The sequence below is a fragment of the Butyrivibrio sp. MC2013 genome (assembly GCF_000424585.1).
In the GTDB taxonomy this organism is placed as follows: Bacteria; Bacillota; Clostridia; order Lachnospirales; family Lachnospiraceae; genus Butyrivibrio.
Genome location: NZ_AUKE01000001.1, coordinates 321,207 through 337,291 on the forward strand (window position 1 = coordinate 321,207; position 16,085 = coordinate 337,291).

Consider the following 16,085-nt stretch of genomic DNA (forward strand, 5'->3'; position numbering starts at 1 on the left):
TTTATCTCTCAGGCAGCTTCTCGGGTTCGGGATAATCCACGCCAAAGGTCTCAACTGTAACAGTCTTCATAACCTGGGGCTTAACAGGTCTGTCGCTCCAGTCTGTCTCTGTCTCAGCAATAGCATTAACCACATCCATACCCTCTGTGATCTGTCCAAATGCAGCATAGTCTCCATCCAGATGAGGAGAGTTCTTGTGCATGATAAAGAACTGACTGCCTGCGCTGTCAGGGATCATAGTCCTTGCCATGGATAATACGCCGGGCTCGTGCCTTAGCTCATTGCTAAAGCCATTGGATGAAAACTCGCCCTTTATGCTGTATCCCGGGCCGCCCATACCAGTGCCGTCAGGATCTCCGCCCTGGAGCATGAAGCCCTTGATGACGCGGTGAAAGATCACGCCGTCATAAAAGCCCTTTTTGATAAGGGAGATGAAGTTGTTAACTGTGTTAGGTGCAATCTCAGGATAGAGCTCTGCCTTCATAACATCGCCGTTTTCCATGGTAATAGTAACAATAGGATTCTGTGCCATACTGTGTCCTTTCTGATTTTCACTATATTATTCATAGGGGATTTTTTTCCCCCGTTACTATTCTCTTTTTTAGAAAGCAAAAAGTCAAGAAAACATTTGAAGTGTAATGAAAAAGAAAAACCACTTCTGACGTGCGGTCAATAAGCACCATTAGTGTGTGATGATTAACAATCCCCGCTCCTATGTGATAAAATTATGATATTAGTATAGTTGTGACAGAAGTTTATGGTAATCAGGTAGAGTCATGCTAAGGAAAGTAGTATTTATTTTTCATTCCACTCCTTTGGAAGAGCTGGAAAATATGCAGGAAGAGATCAGGTATCTTAATGACAATCATCTGGAGGCTGAGATCATCTCATGCCAAAGGATACAGGATATCTATGCGCTCATGGCCGGGCAAACTCCCGGAGCAGGGCCCAAGAAGCCTCTGCCTGAGCAGTTCAAAGAAGATCTCTTTCTCTGTGATGACCCTTCTGACCTTAGTTTCTTGCAAAACGAAGGACTCTACACCTGCGGCATGATAAAAGATGCCGCGTCAGGCTCTTCATTTAAAAATAGCAGATACATATTCAGCGATGTGGACGATCTGGATGCAGATTCGCTGATAAAGGCCTGGCAGAGAGAGGCAGGGATCCCCTGGACCATCCTTGAGACAGACAGACTCATTATCAGAGAGACCACTCCCGAGGACCTGGACAGTCTCTACTATATCTATTCAGATCCTTCAATGACCCGATATATGGAAGGGCTCTTTCCAAACAGAGAGGATGAGCTGCGCTATCTAAATGATTATATCGAGAAGGTCTACCATTTCATGGGCTTTGGCGTATGGTCACTTATAGAAAAGTCCACAGGAGAGCTCATAGGGCGTGCAGGCTTTAGCAGCAGAAACGGCTTTGACAAGCCGGAGCTTGGCTTCTTTATAGGAGTGGACTGGCAGCGAAAGGGCTATGCCACAGAGAGCTGCAGTGCCATATTGGACTATGGCAGAAAGGTACTGGGCTTTGACAAGGTCCAGGCCCTGGTCAAGGAAGGCAACGATGTATCCGTTCATCTCCTTGAAAAGCTGGGCTTTAAGATGCAGGGCGTAGTCAGCATCGAAGAAGATATATACGGAGGCAGCTACAAGAATCAGGACCAGGTGAGCATCGTTCCTGAGAAAAAAGGTAATTACCTCTTATTAGATAAAAATCTCTTATGATATTGCAATAGATTCATTGTTGCTAAATAATTGCATAAAGGAGGCAGATATGACAGGCGGAAGCTATGTAATGGCACTGGACCAGGGAACCACCAGTTCCCGTTGTATCCTTTTTGACAAAGAGGGCTTTATCGTATCCATGGCCCAAAAGGAATTTAATCAGTATTATCCGCAGCCCGGCTGGGTAGAGCACAATCCCAGGGAGATATGGTCCTCACAGCTGGCAGTAGCCATAGAAGCCATGGCAAACGTAGGTGCCACCGCTGACAACATAGCTGCCATCGGTATCACCAATCAGCGTGAGACCACCATAGTATGGGACAGAGAAACAGGCGAACCCATATACAATGCCATCGTGTGGCAGTGCAGGCGTACAGCCGATCAGATCGAAGAGCTCAAAAAGGAAGGCTGGGACAGCCTCATAAAAGACCGCACAGGCCTGGTCCCTGATGCATATTTTAGTGCCACCAAGATCAGGTGGATACTAGACAATGTAGACGGTGCCAAGGTCATGGCAAGAGAAGGCAGGCTTGCCTTTGGCAATGTGGACAGCTGGCTGATCTGGAACCTGACCAAGGGCAAAATCCATGTGACAGACTATACCAATGCTTCCAGAACCATGCTTTTTGATATACACAGGTGCCAGTGGGACGAGGAACTGCTATCACTCTTTAAGATACCTATCTCTATGATGCCTGAGGTCAAGCCCTCCAGCTGCATCTACGGAGACAGCGATCCTTCCGTACTGGGCGGGCCCATCATGATAGGAGGAGCTGCGGGCGACCAGCAGGCAGCCCTCTTTGGACAGAACTGCTTTGAGCCGGGACAGGTGAAGAATACCTACGGCACAGGCGGCTTCCTCCTCATGAATACAGGTAGTGATGCCATAAGGTCAGAACACGGCCTTGTCACTACTATTGCTGCCAGCCTTGGTCCAAGGCCTGAATACGCCCTTGAGGGAAGCGTGTTTGTAGCAGGCGCATCCATACAATGGCTCAGGGATGAGATGAGGATGCTAAAGTCCTCTGCTGCATCTGAAGAATACGCAGATATGGTAGCTGATACGGCAGGAGTATATGTAGTACCTGCATTTACAGGAATGGGTGCTCCCTATTGGGACCCTTATGCCAGAGGCACCATCGTGGGCCTGAGCAGGGGCTGCAGAAAAGAGCACTTCGTAAGAGCCACACTGGAGTCTATCTGCTATCAGTCAGCAGATGTGATAAAGGCCATGGAAGAAGACGCAGCCTGCCCTCTTAAAGAGCTGAGAGTAGACGGCGGTGCCAGCGCCAATAACTTCCTCATGCAGTTCCAAAGTGATATCTGCGGTGTGACTGCTTACAGGCCCAAGTGCATAGAGACTACTGCTCTTGGAGCTGCATACCTTGCCGGTATCGCCACGGGCTACTGGAAGGACAAGGAAGACGTAGAGAGAAACTGGCAGCTTGGCAGAAAGTTTGAAGCAAGGATGGATGAAGCAAAGAGAGCTGAGCTATTGAAGGGCTGGCACAGGGCTGTGAGGGCCGCCATAGCTTGGAGTGAAGACATATAAGTGCATCCATGCACTTATGAGCATGTCATTATACTTCCTTGTATTGACGACATATAAGTGCATCCATGTATAGAAATGCATCAAAAAAGGAGGTCATTGACCTCCTTTTTGTATATCTTTTATTGATCCGGTACTTTGATAGTAATAGCTGCAGGAATGATACGAACATCAAGTCTCCTGTGATCTCCGCCAAACTCCCCGTCTCTGGTCCAGGGTATCATGTCCTCTGACTCAAATAGGACATGGCTGGTCTTGAAGCTGATCAGCCTATCGGAATCTATGCTGCCATCTCCAAGGAGGGCAGCAGCCAGATTGGCCAGCTCCAGGGGATTCCTGGGGGGCCTTATTAGAGTCACTTCAAATTCGCCATCGTCAAGGCCCACATCACGTCCTGTGATACCTGGGATGCCGCCTACCTGAGTGGCATTGGTGACCATGCCATATATGAAATCATCCTCTACGGAGATCTCATCGCTGGTAACCCTGAATCTGTAGGTCCTGATATCCTGGATCTCCCTTACGCTCTGCAAGAGGTATGCAGTATGGCCCAGGATGTTCTTGAGAGACTGGTCCGTACTGTAAGAAATATCGGTAAAGATGCCAAATGCCGCGCAGTATACAAAATAGTCATCATTCATGATGCCCATGTCACAGCGAAAATCCCTGCCTCCTGTGACTACTTCTGCAGCCCGGGGCATATATGACGGGATGCCAAGGGACTTGGCAAAATCATTGGTAGAGCCTGCAGGAACATATCCAATAGGGGTATCAATTCCGGACATCAAAATACCGGAAACGACCTCATCCAGGGTCCCGTCACCTCCGCTGCAGACTACCATATCGTAGTCCTCGCCTCTGTTTGCAACGCGACTTTCTCCGTCTCCTCTGCTCTGAGTGGGGTGAGCTACTACCTCATAGCCCGCCTTGGTAAAGTGATCGATCAGATCAAGGAGATGATTCCTGATTGTGGCCTTTCCGGCATGTGGATTATATACGAATAGCATCCTGGGATGAGTCATATCCGCCTCTTATGCGCTGGTCTTAGATCCCTCTAAAAAACCTGTCATATCGTCAACAGCTTCCTGCTCGTCAACGCCCTCTGCAAGGAGGGTGATGGATTCACCGTTTCCAAGATTCAAAGTCATCATACCCATAATGGACTTTGCATTAACCTTGCGGTTCTCGTACTCGATATGAATGGTGCTCTCATACTTACTGGCAACCTGTACAAGTTCTGCTACAGGACGTGCCTCAAGTCCGTGGGGAAGCTTGATTTCTACCAACTTCTTGATCATAAATACCTCCATTTGTCTAGCGGGCGCCGCCTCTTAAAGATTCAGCCAGTTCACTGAGTTTCCTAAGGCGATGATTAACTCCGGACTTTCCCACCGGGGGATTCAGGTAGCCGCCCAGCTCCTGCAGTGACGCGTCCGGATGCTCCAGTCTGGCTTCAGCCATATCCCTGAGAGCGTCACTAAGTCTCGAGAAGCCGTAATGCTTCTCTATATATCTGATGTCATCCACCTGCCTGCTGGCTGCATTCACCGTCTTGGTGATATTGGCCGCTTCACAGTTAACACGGCGGTTGACACTGTTTCTCATATCCTTGTATATCCTCATGTTCTCCAGCTCCATGAGACTCCTGTGAGCTTCCATCAGGCCCAGGAGATTCACAATCTCCTCGCCTTCCTTGAGGTATACAACATAATACTTCTTTCTCTGTACCATCCCGGCCCTGATATCAAAGGACTGCAATACTTCCATAATCTGCGCGGCCTGAGCGCTGCTGTCGCAGACATATTCCAGATGGTAGGACTTGCTGGGATCCGAGATAGATCCCACGCAGATGAACATCTCCCTGAGGAATGCTCTCCTGCAACATGGATTATGAAGTAAAAGAGGGCTCACAACAGCCTCGGGGATACTGAGGCTCTCCTTATTATCCAGCTGTTTAAGCGCCTTTAACACGGACTTTACCAGTTCCCTGTCTCTAAGTACAGGCCTGTATATACGTCCATCTCCATGTATTTCCGTTTCCGTCTCAAAAACGTCATTTTCTATATTAAAGGCTTTTTTTAATATTGTAAAGCATTTTCTGACAGCGTAGGGATTGGCACTCTGAAGGTAGATAGCGGCCTCGCCGCCGCTTTCAAGCTCTATCCAGCCCTCCATCCTAAGGATCACGGCAAGACCTGCCAGCAGGCAGTGCCTGGCTTTGCTGTCACGCTGCATCAGCTCTTCTTTGACTTCTCTGGAAAAAGACATAGGTTCTCCCCTATCACTTGGCACTGCGTCTCTCCACATCTCTGTGGGATATCCTGAGTCCATAGGAGCCCTTGTCATACATACGAGCAAAGAGCTCATTGGCAATGGTAACACTCCTGTGCTGGCCTCCGGTACATCCGATGGCTATCACCAGCTGATACTTGCCTTCCTTGATATATCCGGGGATCAGGAACTGCATCATGTCGGAGAGCTTGTCCACAAACTCGCCGCATTCAGGAAAGGATTTGACATATTCCTGTACCGGCTTGTCATTGCCGGTCATGGGGCGGAGATTCTCTATGTAATAGGGATTAGGCAGGAACCTGACATCAAAGACCAGGTCTGCATCTGCAGGAATCCCGTATTTAAAGCCAAAGGACAAAATAGTGATCATGAGGCTGCTGTAGCTGGCATTCTCCACAAAGATACGATCCAGCTCAGTCCTGAGCTCTCGGGTGAGAAGCTTGGAGGTATCTATGACATAATTTGCCTTGTCACGAAGGCCTGACAGTATCTCTCTCTCCCTCCTTATGCCATCCTCTATCCTGCCGTCCTGGGCAAGAGGATGTAGCCTTCTGGATTCCTTGTATCTCTTGACCAGCACCTTGTCTCCTGCTTCCAGGAAGAGAACCTCCACAGGAACATTCTTTTCCTTAAGCTTATCAATGATAGCGGGAACATCGCGAAAAGCTTCGCCGCCTCTCACATCCATGCCCAGCGCCACCTTCTCGATACCGCTGTCCGGAAGCAGGATCAATTCTATAAACTTCTCTATAAGCGAGATAGGAAGGTTGTCAACGCAGTAATAGCCTGCATCCTCCAGCATATGTATAGCTGTAGCCTTGCCTGATCCGCTCATTCCTGTAACTATAACAAATCGCATCTATGCTCCTTTTTGCCCTACCAGAGGCAGCAAGTGTGGATGATCACTCAAATTCACCCAGCAGTACCACCTCTGTTTCAAGCCTGATACCGCTCTTTTCCTCTACGCGGTCCTGCACCTGTCTGATGACCTGATATACATCATCTGCACTGGCACCGCCCTTATTGATCACAAAGCCTGCGTGCTTATCAGACACGGCAGCTGAGCCTACGCTAAAGCCCTTAAGGCCTGCCTCTTCTATGAGCTTGCCCGCATAGTTACCTGCAGGACGCTTAAAAGTGGAGCCTGCACTGGGATATTCCAGAGGCTGCTTGTCCCTTCGCCTTGCTGCGTAGTCTCCCATATCCTCTTTGATCAGCTCCCTATCTCCCATGGACAGGCAGAGGATCACGCTCACTACGATAAGCCCCAGCTTTCTCACAGCGCTGGATCTGTAGGAGAAATCCATCTGCTCATTAGACAGGCATACTCTCTTACCCTCAGGAGTGATGGCTTCTACCAGCTCCACTATGTCCTTCATCTCGCTCCCATAGGCTCCGGCATTCATGGTAACTCCGCCGCCTATGGAGCCGGGGATACCGGAGAGAGCCTCCATACCTGAGAGGCTGTGCTCCAGGGCTGCAGACGCTATCCTTGAGTTCATGGCTCCTGCTGCCGCAACTATCCTGTTGCCATCTACTGTCACCTCATCCATGGCAGAGGTAGATATGATCACGCCGTCATAGCCCTTGTCAGATACCAGGAGATTGCTGCCATTACCTGTGACATAATAGCTGATCTTCTCCTTCTTGAGAAAAGCGATGAGAGAGGCCAGAGCCTCTGCATCTGAAGGCCTGATAAAGTATTTGGCAGGCCCGCCAACTTTAAAAGTGGTGTGCCTGCTCATGGGTTCGTCAAAGAGGACCTGCTCTTTGTTGAAATTGCTATTTAGAAATTCTGTAAGTTTTGTATTCATCAGTAGCTTTCACATGTACGATACAAAGCGCATGTATGCACTTCTATGTCATGAATACAAGGATGTATTCTGACATGCTCAGAAGTGCATGGATGCACTTCTATGTCATAAAGTAGAAAAATCACGGATCGATAACCATCCTGGCTGCGCCGCAGATGCCTGCTTCGTTGCCAAGCTCTGCCAGTGCAAAAGGAGTATCCTTGCAACCCTTGAATACAAATTCTTCAAAAGAGGGCTTTAAGAGGTCAAAGAGCATGGATCCGCACTTGGAAACGCCGCCGCCCAGCACGATCACTTCAGGATTAAGAACAGATGCGCACAGTGCAAGGCCCTTACCCAGGTAATAGCCGTACTGCTTTGCGATCTCGCATGCCAGCTCATCTCCGTCCTTGGCTGCGTCAAAGATATTCTTGGCAGAGATCTCAGTATGTCTGAGCACGCTGTCCTTGTCAGAAGCTGCCAGCACTCTGTTAGCCAGAAGCACAGCTCCTGTAGCGGAAGCATACTGCTCAAAGCAGCCATGATTGCCGCAGCCGCAGGCCTCTTCTTCACCGTCTACCAGGTGCATATGTCCGATCTCGCCGCCGGAACCTGTTACGCCGTTTACGATCTTGCCATTTACAATGACACCGCCGCCTACGCCAGTGCCCAGAGTGACCATGAGCATATTCTTGTGGCCGCGTCCACCGCCCTTCCAGCATTCGCCAAGGGCTGCAACATTGGCATCATTGCCCGCCATAACAGGAAGCTTGACCATAGCGTGAAGCTCTTCCTTAAGTGAGAACCTGCCCCAACCAAGGTTAACTGCCTGGTGTACCACGCCCTTATCATCTACAGCTCCGGGTGCGCCTACGCCTACACCTGCGATATCGTTATCATTTAAGTTTTTCTCAGCGATCTTGGCTCTGATAGATGCTGCGATATCAGGAAGGATATTTACTCCCCCATCCTCTGTCCTGGTAGGGATCTCCCATGAATCCAGGATATTGCCATCCTGTGTAAGAAGACCCAGCTTTACTGTGGTTCCTCCGATGTCTACTCCAAATGCATATCTCATTATCTTTCCCCTTTTTTATTTATTTGCGCCCCTGCCCTCCGGGCCGGGGTAAATGCTCTATTACTCGTCATCATCCTCATCTTCAGGGTGCCTGAGCGAATTCTGTACACGGTTGTACAGCTCCTGGGCTGCATTGTAGCCCATCTTCTTTTGTCTGTGGTTAACCGCAGCTGATTCGCAGATAACAGCCAGGTTTCTGCCGGGTCTGATAGGGATCCTGTGGCAGACGATCCTGTTGCCAAGATACTCTGTATACTGCTCTTCCAGTCCCAGTCTGTCGTATTCTCTGTTCTTGTCCCAGTCTTCCAGTTTGATGACAAGGTCTACTGCCTTGCTGTCCCTGACGCTGGATACACCGTAGAGGGTCTTTACGTCTATGATACCGATACCCCTCAGTTCTATGAAATGTCTGGTGATGTCCGGTGCACTGCCCACCAACAGCTCATCACTTATCTTGCGCAGTTCTACCGAATCATCGGATACCAGACGGTGTCCTCTCTTGATCAGCTCCAGAGCAGCCTCTGATTTACCGATGCCGCTTTCTCCGGTGATCAGCACGCCTTCACCGTAGATATCGATGAGTACGCCGTGGATGACGATGCAGGGAGCCAGCTTCTCATTGAGATAACGGATGATCTCCGCCATCACTGCAGAAGTGGGCTTCTTGGTCATAAATACCGGCACCTGCTCCTCTCTTGCTATCTTGAGGAAGAGATTGTCAGGAACCAGCTCTCTGCAGAAAATGATAGCCGGAATGTCAAAAGAGAGAAAATCCCTGTAGGTCTTCTCCTTGACCTCATCTGACATGCTCATCATATAGGTATATTCAACGAATCCCACTATCTGAAGCCTGGTAGCTTCGAAGTGTTCAAAATATCCTGCCATCTGAAGCGCAGGTCTGTTGATATCGGGCTGATGGATCCTGATCTTGTCTATTTCCAGATCCGGAGTCAGGTTATCAAGTTTCATCCAATCAACCAATGTCTGAAGCTTTACACTTGCCATATTGATCCTCCATGGCGCACGCCTAAATCTATCATAGCTGCATATCCCATAGGGCTATTGCAGCAGTAGTACGGTTCTCCATTATCTTTATCGGAAATCCATACCATAATACTTTATCATAGGTAGGATTAGCTGTAAAACGTTTTCACTTGTGGAAAAAATCATATATTGACTGCGCTGTCTTCTCAGGTATACCGGGCACCCTCTTTAGATCATCAAGGCTGGCCTCTTTGATATCCGTGATGGATTCAAAGGCGCCCATGAGTATCTTGCGGCGCCCCGGTCCTACACCCGGGATATCATCAAGGGATGACTTCACCTGGGCCTTGCTGCGCAGGGATCTGTGATACTCTATGGCAAAACGGTGAGCCTCATCCTGTATCCTGGTGATCAGCTTAAAGCCCTCGCTGTTCTTGTCTATGGGCAGCTCTTCATTATTAAAATACAAGCCTCTGGTCCTGTGGAAATCATCCTTGACCATGCCGCAGACAGGGATATTTATACCCAGCTCGGAGAGGACATCAAGGCATATATTCACCTGGCCTCTGCCGCCGTCCATGAGTATGAGATCGGGGAACCTGGTAAAAGAGCCGTAGTCTGCATCTATCTGCCTGCGCTCCATATCCCTGCGCTCTTCAAGTCCGTGCATAAGGCGCCTTGTGAGGACCTCTTTCATACAGGCATAGTCATTGGGGCCGTCCACGGATTTGATGCGGAACTTGCGATAGTCGCTCTTCTTGGCCTTACCCTTTTCAAATACCACCATGGAGCCCACATTGGCAAAGCCCGAGATATTGGAGATATCATAGGCTTCCATACGGGACAGTCCCCTGATACCCAGTATCTGCTCGATCTCTTTGACTGCGCCTATGGTCCTGCCTTCTTCTCTCTTAATGCGCTCCTTGTCCTTGGATAAGAGGAGCCTAGCGTTTTCGGTGGCCAGCTCCATGAGCTTTTCTTTGTCGCCCCTCTCCGGAACCTTGATATACATGCGGCTTCCCTTGCGGGTACTGAGCCATTTCTCTATGATCTCCATATCCTCTATACGCACAGGGAGCATGAGTTCTCTGGGTACAAAGGGGGTACCTGCATAAAACTGTTTTACAAAGTCCAGGAGGATCTCCTCCTTGGGATTGCCTGACACGTGTGTCATATAGAAGTGTTCTCTGCCAATGAGCCTGCCATCTCTGACAAAGAATACCTGAATAATAGCATCGTTATCATCACAGGCGATAGCGATGATATCCTTATCATCCATGGCCTGGTCTGTCATCTTCTGCTTTTGGGCCACATTCCGAACATCATTAAGGAGATTCCTGTATTTGGCAGCCTGCTCAAATTGCATTTCATCCGAGGCTTTTAGCATCCTGTTTTCCAGATCTTTCATCACAGGAGCATAATTGCCTCCAAGGAAATCCAGAGCCCTGTCTATATGCTCTCTGTACTCCTCCTGACTCACCATGCCTGTGCAGGGCCCGCAGCACCTGTTCATGTGGAAGTTGAGGCAGGGCCTCTCCTTGCCAAAGTCTCTGGGAAGGGACCTGTTGCAGGTACGTAGTCCGTATATCTTGTTGATCAGGTCTATGGTAGACTTCACTGACTGGGCGCTGGTAAAGGGGCCAAAATACCTGCTGCCGTCCTTTTTCATCAACCTGGAAAAGAGGATCCTGGGATATGGATCCGTCACTGTTACCTTAATATAGGGATAGGTCTTGTCATCCTTGAGTAGGGTATTGTAGCGGGGCCTGTTCTCCTTTATAAGATTATTCTCCAGGACCAGGGCTTCCAGCTCTGAATCAGTGACTATGTATTCAAACCTGGCTATCTGCGCCACCATCTTGTCTATCCAGGGTCCCCGCCCTACGATAGTACGGAAATAAGACCGGACCCTGCTATGCAGGTTCACGGCCTTACCAACGTACATGATGGTGTCGTCCACATCACGCATTATATAGACTCCCGGCTTATTAGGGAGCTTTTTTAATTCTTCCTGAACATCAAAACGAGAGTTTTCTTCCATATCCTTTTATCAATCAGAACTTGTCATCTGATACATGTGAGAACCTGCCGCTGTGGGGATCATGCCTGTCCTCGGGCTTTTCACTATGCACTTCTCCTGTCAGGAGGTCCATGGGATCTTCGTCAGGAGCAGCCTCCTCATGCTGCTGGCCCTCAGATGTCTCTGCATCTGTCTGATCATCAATGGTTGCATTCTCTGCGAAAGCAGGAGCCTGAGTCTGCTCAGCAGCCTCTGCCTTACCATTCGCCTGATCTGCAGCTTGTGTTGCCTCACTGTTCTCCCAGGACTTTATAGTGGATTCCATATCAAGACTTGCAGTCCTTCTCTCGCTGTTGCCCTCTTCAGGAACATCTTCGCCTACCCTTGCTGACTCAGGGCGAGTAGCAAAGATACGGAGCCTGGGCTGCTTATCACCTTCACCGGGCTCGGGAAGATTCTCCACCTCACGGTAGATCCTCATGAATTCCTTGCCGGAGATGGTCTCCTTGCTGATCAGATACTCAGCCAGCTTGTCCATGGCAGGAAGATGAGCCTTTATGATCTCCTTGGCCTCTTCATAGCAGTCAGAGAGCATCTGCATCACTTCCTTGTCGATCTCGGCTGCTGTGCTCTCTGAGCAGTTCAGGACTCTTCTGCCATCCAGATATCTGTTCTGTATGGACTCCAGCTGCATCAGACCGAATCTGTCACTCATACCATACATAGTGATCATGGCCCTGGCTGTCTCTGTAGCCTTCTCTATATCATTGGATGCACCGTTTGTGACTGTGTTGAAGATGATCTCTTCTGCAGCTCTGCCGCCCAGAGTCACTACTATCTCGTCATGCATCTCGTCCTTGGTCATAAGGTTCTTTTCTTCTTCGGGTACCTGGAGCACGTAGCCCAGAGCGCCCATGGTCCTGGGTACGATGGTGATCTTCTGTACAGGCTCTGTATTACTCTGCACAGCTGATACCAGGGCATGACCCACTTCGTGGTAGGATACCACCTTGCGCTCCTCCTTGGAGAGGATGTGGTCCTTCTTTTCCTTGCCCACCAGCACCTGTTCAACAGCTTCCAAAAGGTCCTTCTGGGATACAAACTCTCTGCCGCCCTTGACTGCATTGATGGCTGCCTCGTTGATCATGTTGGCCAGGTCAGAGCCCACAGCGCCGCTGGTAGCCAGTGCGATCTCGTCCAGATCCACGCTCTCATCCATCTTGACATCCTTGGCATGTACCTTGAGGATCTCTACCCTGCCCTTGAGGTCGGGCTTCTCTACTACGATACGTCTGTCGAATCGTCCCGGACGAAGAAGGGCCTTGTCCAGGATCTCAGGTCTGTTGGTAGCGCCCAGGATCAGTACACCCTTGCTGGAATCAAAACCGTCCATCTCTGACAGGAGCTGGTTCAGAGTCTGTTCACGCTCTTCATTACCCCCGCCGTACTTGGAATCACGGCTGCGTCCGATGGCATCTATCTCATCTATGAAGATGATGCAGGGGGCATTCTTATTTGCTTCTGCAAAAAGATCCCTTACTCGGGATGCACCTACACCTACGTAGAGCTCTATGAAATCCGAGCCTGTCAGTGAATAGAAGGGAACGTGGGCTTCACCTGCAACAGCCTTGGCCAGCAGGGTCTTACCCGTTCCGGGAGGTCCCACCAGGAGGGCACCCTTGGGGAGCTTGGCTCCGATACCGGAATACTTGGCAGGATTGTGAAGGAAGTCTACCACTTCCACCAATGACTCTTTGGCCTCATCCTCACCTGCTACATCCTTAAAGGTGACACCGGTCTCCTTCTGTACGTATACCTTGGCGTTGGACTTGCCCACATTGAAAATGCCGCCTGAGCCCTTGGACATACGGTTAAAGAGGAAATTGAGGAAGAACATGAGCAGGACTACCGGCAGTACATAAGATACTATGAGCCCTATAACGTAGCCTGATGAATCCGGAACCTCGCCATTGTATTTTACCCCGGCCTTGTCAAGCTTGGACTGCAGCTGATCATCGGGGACTATACCTGTATAGAGCTTGGTCCTGCTGTTTATGGCGTCATTCTCATGGCCCTCCATCTTTGTAATGGCCTTTACGCCATCCTTGGTCAGAGTGATGTTGATCTGTTCACTGGTGATCTCCACCGACTCTACCTGCTTGTCCTCTAAAAGCTCCATGAACTCGTCGTATCTGATCTCCAGTGACGATGCGTTGGTAAAAAAACGCATGACATAGGACATGAGAAACATGCAGATCAGGGCTGCTATGAGCATGAGCATGAGATTCTGTCTCGGTGCTCCCTGCTGGTTCTGGCCCTGATTATTATTATTGTCTTTGTTATCCATATAACCTCCAAATAAGGCACCCTAACTGTGCGAAATGTCTAAAGATGATTATAGTTAAGAAAAGGCTATATTTCAATGAACATAGCCCTTCTATTTCCTAAACTTTTAATAACCAAAACACGCGTAATTATAAACAAATTATTATCTGCGATTAAATTGCGCACGTCCAAATGGTCTTCTATAATGATATTAAGGATCCGAAAGCAATTTTATAAAGTAGTCTTTGACACTCTATGACCAGCATCTCACATCTGGTGGCGCACTACTTTATACTCGTCATCACTGCGATAGTAAGGGCACGCCTTACTCTTCCTGGTCAAAAAATGATACATCTCATCCTCATCCAGATTGACCATGCAGCTATAGCTCTCATCCTCTTCATCATATACATAATTAGCACAGCTATCACATTCCATTTTGATCCTCCCTGTGAATTCTCACGACTGTTTGTCAGTCAGTTCCAAAAGTCATAGCCTCGTAATACAGTTCTTCAAATTTATGACCGGCAGCCAGCTCCAGCTCCGAGCTCCTGCTGATAAGTCTCTCGAGCCTGTAGGCAGCCGCGTCCTTATCCCTATTATAATCCAAAAGGTACTGAAGGCATCCCCCAAGTGAAGAATTGCCTATAGATCTGACTTCGCCGGCAGAAGCCATGATCTCCGCCGGGATCAGTCCTATGGGAGACAGGCGAGTCATGTCAAGTCCCGATCCAAAGCCACCTGCTATATAGATTCTCGCTCCTTTCAGCGACAGGCCGTCTTTTTCCCGAAGCTCTAAGGCCAAAGCCCTGACTCCGGTACTGATAGCTGCCTTGCCCAGCTGCAGCGCCCTGATATCCTTCTGACTAAAGACTATATCAGGTGTTGACGAGTCTCCACCTGCTCTCTTACATACGTGATAACCTGTGTCAAAATACTCTTTAGACAAAAGCCCTGTCTCATCGATGATCCCCTTTTGCAGAAGGAAAGCTGTCAGCTCCAGCACACCGCTGCCGCAGATGCCCACAGGCTCAGCACCCGCAATGGTAGTATATCCCTTATCGTCTATGTGGCATATGGCTCCCGGCACCGAGGGGCAGCCGCAGCTGATGCCACCGCCCTCAAATACAGGGCCTGCTGCCGCAGAGGTAGTCCTTATAATATCACCGTTTCCCGCAGCCATCTCTCCATTGGTACCAAGATCCAAAAACAGGAAGCTGTCCCCGGGATCTATCATATAGAGTCCCGCCACTATATCGGCTCCTATAAATGCTCCAAGCCCCGGAAGTATGGTGACAGGAATATCAGCTAAGAGATCGCCCCCAATGAGCTGCCTAAGAGTAAGTTCCTCCCTCTCCAGACTCACCGCTTTGTAAGGGTAACGGCCAAGGCCTGATACGTCATAGCCTCTAAGGAGATGGAGCATAGTGGTATTGCCTGCCACGACGCCCATACGTATATCTGCAGGATCTATACCGCTTCCAGCTATCGCCCTTGTAAGGAGCCCCCTTATATCCTCTTTGACAAGGCAAGAGAGCTCGACGGCATGCTCCCTTGCTGCATCAATCCTGGATATGACATCACTCCCGTATATCCTCTGGGAATTGGCAGCTGTATGGACAGTCAGCTTCCTACCGCTATGAAGGTCTGCTATGGCAAGAGCTATAGTGGTAGTACCTATGTCTATGGCAAGGCCAAGGGGCGACTTATGAGCTGCCCACATGTCATCGTCATGCTCCTTATTATCAGCAGCCCGTATTGGTGCCTCAGAACACTGAACAGATCTTCCATCTGCACCGATATTTACAGTATCTCCATCCGGCATATCATCCGGCGAATATATATCCTCACCATGCTCTATAACGATCTCGCAGTCATCCCACAGCAGCGCCTTGCAGGCCAGTCTCACTCCCCTGTCTATATCTTCCTGAGAAAGAACGGCCATATCTGCAGCAGAGGGCTTTGGCGCACCTGTAACAAAGCGCACCCTGCAGCCGCCGCACCAGCCTCTGCCGCCGCAGGGCATGCTCATGGATATGCCTTCTGATTTTAGGAGCCCGCTAAGAGAGCGCCCTTTTCTGACGCTATAGCTATGAGGACTATACATTCCCTGTGCAATAGTCCTTATTACGACTGATATTTGATTAGAATCTTTGTCCCTGGAATTTTTGGTCATCATAATAGCCGAGTCAATATGTGCCGGCGTTCACTAGTCGAAAACACATGTAAATTATCAAAAATGAGGATTGTCCCCTGTCATAATAAGGCAAGACAATCCTCATAATCAAGCATATAGTATCAATGTCAAGTC

14 protein-coding genes are annotated in these 16,085 nt (G+C 49.3%); 2 read left to right on the top strand and 12 right to left on the bottom strand.

The window, feature by feature from the left end:
• Nucleotide 1 precedes the first annotated feature (1 nt).
• On the bottom strand, nucleotides 2-532 hold the full coding sequence (locus tag G636_RS0101315; RefSeq protein WP_026506546.1) for a peptidylprolyl isomerase: 531 nt from the start codon (nucleotides 530-532) through the stop codon (nucleotides 2-4).
• Nucleotides 533-776: 244 nt separating this feature from the next.
• Here G636_RS0101315 and G636_RS19190 point away from each other — a divergent pair, with 244 nt between their 5' ends.
• Nucleotides 777-1,733 carry a GNAT family N-acetyltransferase gene (locus G636_RS19190; protein ID WP_051226376.1) on the top strand — a complete coding sequence of 319 codons (957 nt, stop codon included), beginning with the start codon at nucleotides 777-779 and terminating at the stop codon, nucleotides 1,731-1,733.
• A gap of 49 nt (nucleotides 1,734-1,782) precedes the next feature.
• Complete coding sequence (glpK, locus tag G636_RS0101325; RefSeq protein WP_035778387.1) at nucleotides 1,783-3,285, top strand: glycerol kinase GlpK; 1,503 nt, start codon at nucleotides 1,783-1,785, stop codon at nucleotides 3,283-3,285.
• Between the two features lie 119 nt (nucleotides 3,286-3,404).
• Here the strand turns inward: glpK and G636_RS0101330 are convergent, their stop codons facing one another.
• The 11 genes from G636_RS0101330 to G636_RS0101380 all read right to left on the bottom strand — a co-directional run bounded on the left by G636_RS0101330 (nucleotide 3,405) and on the right by G636_RS0101380 (nucleotide 15,953).
• Nucleotides 3,405-4,304, bottom strand: coding sequence for a diacylglycerol/lipid kinase family protein (locus G636_RS0101330; protein WP_026506548.1), 900 nt, complete (start codon nucleotides 4,302-4,304; stop codon nucleotides 3,405-3,407).
• A 9-nt stretch (nucleotides 4,305-4,313) separates the two neighbouring features.
• Complete coding sequence (locus G636_RS0101335) at nucleotides 4,314-4,580, bottom strand: HPr family phosphocarrier protein (protein WP_026506549.1); 267 nt, start codon at nucleotides 4,578-4,580, stop codon at nucleotides 4,314-4,316.
• Between the two features lie 16 nt (nucleotides 4,581-4,596).
• Entirely contained in the window at nucleotides 4,597-5,613 is a 1,017-nt protein-coding gene (gene whiA, locus G636_RS0101340) for a DNA-binding protein WhiA (protein WP_330363875.1), read from the bottom strand.
• Nucleotides 5,564-6,433: an RNase adapter RapZ gene (gene rapZ, locus G636_RS0101345; protein WP_026506551.1), complete on the bottom strand. Its 870-nt coding sequence runs from the start codon at nucleotides 6,431-6,433 to the stop codon at nucleotides 5,564-5,566. Before rapZ ends, whiA begins: the two co-directional genes overlap by 50 nt.
• A 43-nt stretch (nucleotides 6,434-6,476) precedes the next feature.
• Nucleotides 6,477-7,388, bottom strand: a complete 912-nt coding sequence (murB, locus tag G636_RS0101350) for a UDP-N-acetylmuramate dehydrogenase (RefSeq protein WP_026506552.1) — start codon at nucleotides 7,386-7,388, stop codon at nucleotides 6,477-6,479.
• 121 nt (nucleotides 7,389-7,509) lie between these two features.
• Nucleotides 7,510-8,445 carry an ROK family glucokinase gene (locus G636_RS0101355; RefSeq protein WP_035778389.1) on the bottom strand — a complete coding sequence of 312 codons (936 nt, stop codon included), beginning with the start codon at nucleotides 8,443-8,445 and terminating at the stop codon, nucleotides 7,510-7,512.
• A 60-nt stretch (nucleotides 8,446-8,505) separates the two neighbouring features.
• On the bottom strand, nucleotides 8,506-9,450 hold the full coding sequence (hprK, locus tag G636_RS0101360) for an HPr(Ser) kinase/phosphatase (protein WP_026506554.1): 945 nt from the start codon (nucleotides 9,448-9,450) through the stop codon (nucleotides 8,506-8,508).
• Between the two features lie 145 nt (nucleotides 9,451-9,595).
• A complete protein-coding gene (gene uvrC / locus G636_RS0101365; RefSeq protein WP_026506555.1) occupies nucleotides 9,596-11,470 on the bottom strand; it encodes an excinuclease ABC subunit UvrC in 1,875 nt (624 codons plus the stop codon).
• Nucleotides 11,471-11,483: 13 nt separating this feature from the next.
• The gene (ftsH, locus tag G636_RS0101370) at nucleotides 11,484-13,796 is read right to left on the bottom strand and encodes an ATP-dependent zinc metalloprotease FtsH (protein WP_026506556.1); all 2,313 of its coding nucleotides are present in this window, start codon (nucleotides 13,794-13,796) and stop codon (nucleotides 11,484-11,486) included.
• 245 nt (nucleotides 13,797-14,041) lie between these two features.
• Nucleotides 14,042-14,212, bottom strand: a complete 171-nt coding sequence (locus G636_RS20440; protein WP_196802998.1) for a DUF6472 family protein — start codon at nucleotides 14,210-14,212, stop codon at nucleotides 14,042-14,044.
• Between the two features lie 34 nt (nucleotides 14,213-14,246).
• A complete protein-coding gene (locus tag G636_RS0101380) occupies nucleotides 14,247-15,953 on the bottom strand; it encodes an ASKHA domain-containing protein (RefSeq protein ID WP_081668212.1) in 1,707 nt (568 codons plus the stop codon).
• Nucleotides 15,954-16,085 lie beyond the last annotated feature (132 nt).

What these genes read in the sequence shown, in the direction of transcription:
- G636_RS0101315 (WP_026506546.1), bottom strand. Translation starts at nt 532, where the DNA reads ATGGCACAGAATCCTATTGTTACTATTACCATGGAAAACGGCGATGTT.
- G636_RS19190 (WP_051226376.1), top strand. Translation starts at nt 777, where the DNA reads ATGCTAAGGAAAGTAGTATTTATTTTTCATTCCACTCCTTTGGAAGAG.
- glpK (WP_035778387.1), top strand. Translation starts at nt 1,783, where the DNA reads ATGACAGGCGGAAGCTATGTAATGGCACTGGACCAGGGAACCACCAGT.
- G636_RS0101330 (WP_026506548.1), bottom strand. Translation starts at nt 4,304, where the DNA reads ATGACTCATCCCAGGATGCTATTCGTATATAATCCACATGCCGGAAAG.
- G636_RS0101335 (WP_026506549.1), bottom strand. Translation starts at nt 4,580, where the DNA reads ATGATCAAGAAGTTGGTAGAAATCAAGCTTCCCCACGGACTTGAGGCA.
- whiA (WP_330363875.1), bottom strand. Translation starts at nt 5,613, where the DNA reads ATGGACTCAGGATATCCCACAGAGATGTGGAGAGACGCAGTGCCAAGT.
- rapZ (WP_026506551.1), bottom strand. Translation starts at nt 6,433, where the DNA reads ATGCGATTTGTTATAGTTACAGGAATGAGCGGATCAGGCAAGGCTACA.
- murB (WP_026506552.1), bottom strand. Translation starts at nt 7,388, where the DNA reads ATGAATACAAAACTTACAGAATTTCTAAATAGCAATTTCAACAAAGAG.
- G636_RS0101355 (WP_035778389.1), bottom strand. Translation starts at nt 8,445, where the DNA reads ATGAGATATGCATTTGGAGTAGACATCGGAGGAACCACAGTAAAGCTG.
- hprK (WP_026506554.1), bottom strand. Translation starts at nt 9,450, where the DNA reads ATGGCAAGTGTAAAGCTTCAGACATTGGTTGATTGGATGAAACTTGAT.
- uvrC (WP_026506555.1), bottom strand. Translation starts at nt 11,470, where the DNA reads ATGGAAGAAAACTCTCGTTTTGATGTTCAGGAAGAATTAAAAAAGCTC.
- ftsH (WP_026506556.1), bottom strand. Translation starts at nt 13,796, where the DNA reads ATGGATAACAAAGACAATAATAATAATCAGGGCCAGAACCAGCAGGGA.
- G636_RS20440 (WP_196802998.1), bottom strand. Translation starts at nt 14,212, where the DNA reads ATGGAATGTGATAGCTGTGCTAATTATGTATATGATGAAGAGGATGAG.
- G636_RS0101380 (WP_081668212.1), bottom strand. Translation starts at nt 15,953, where the DNA reads ATGATGACCAAAAATTCCAGGGACAAAGATTCTAATCAAATATCAGTC.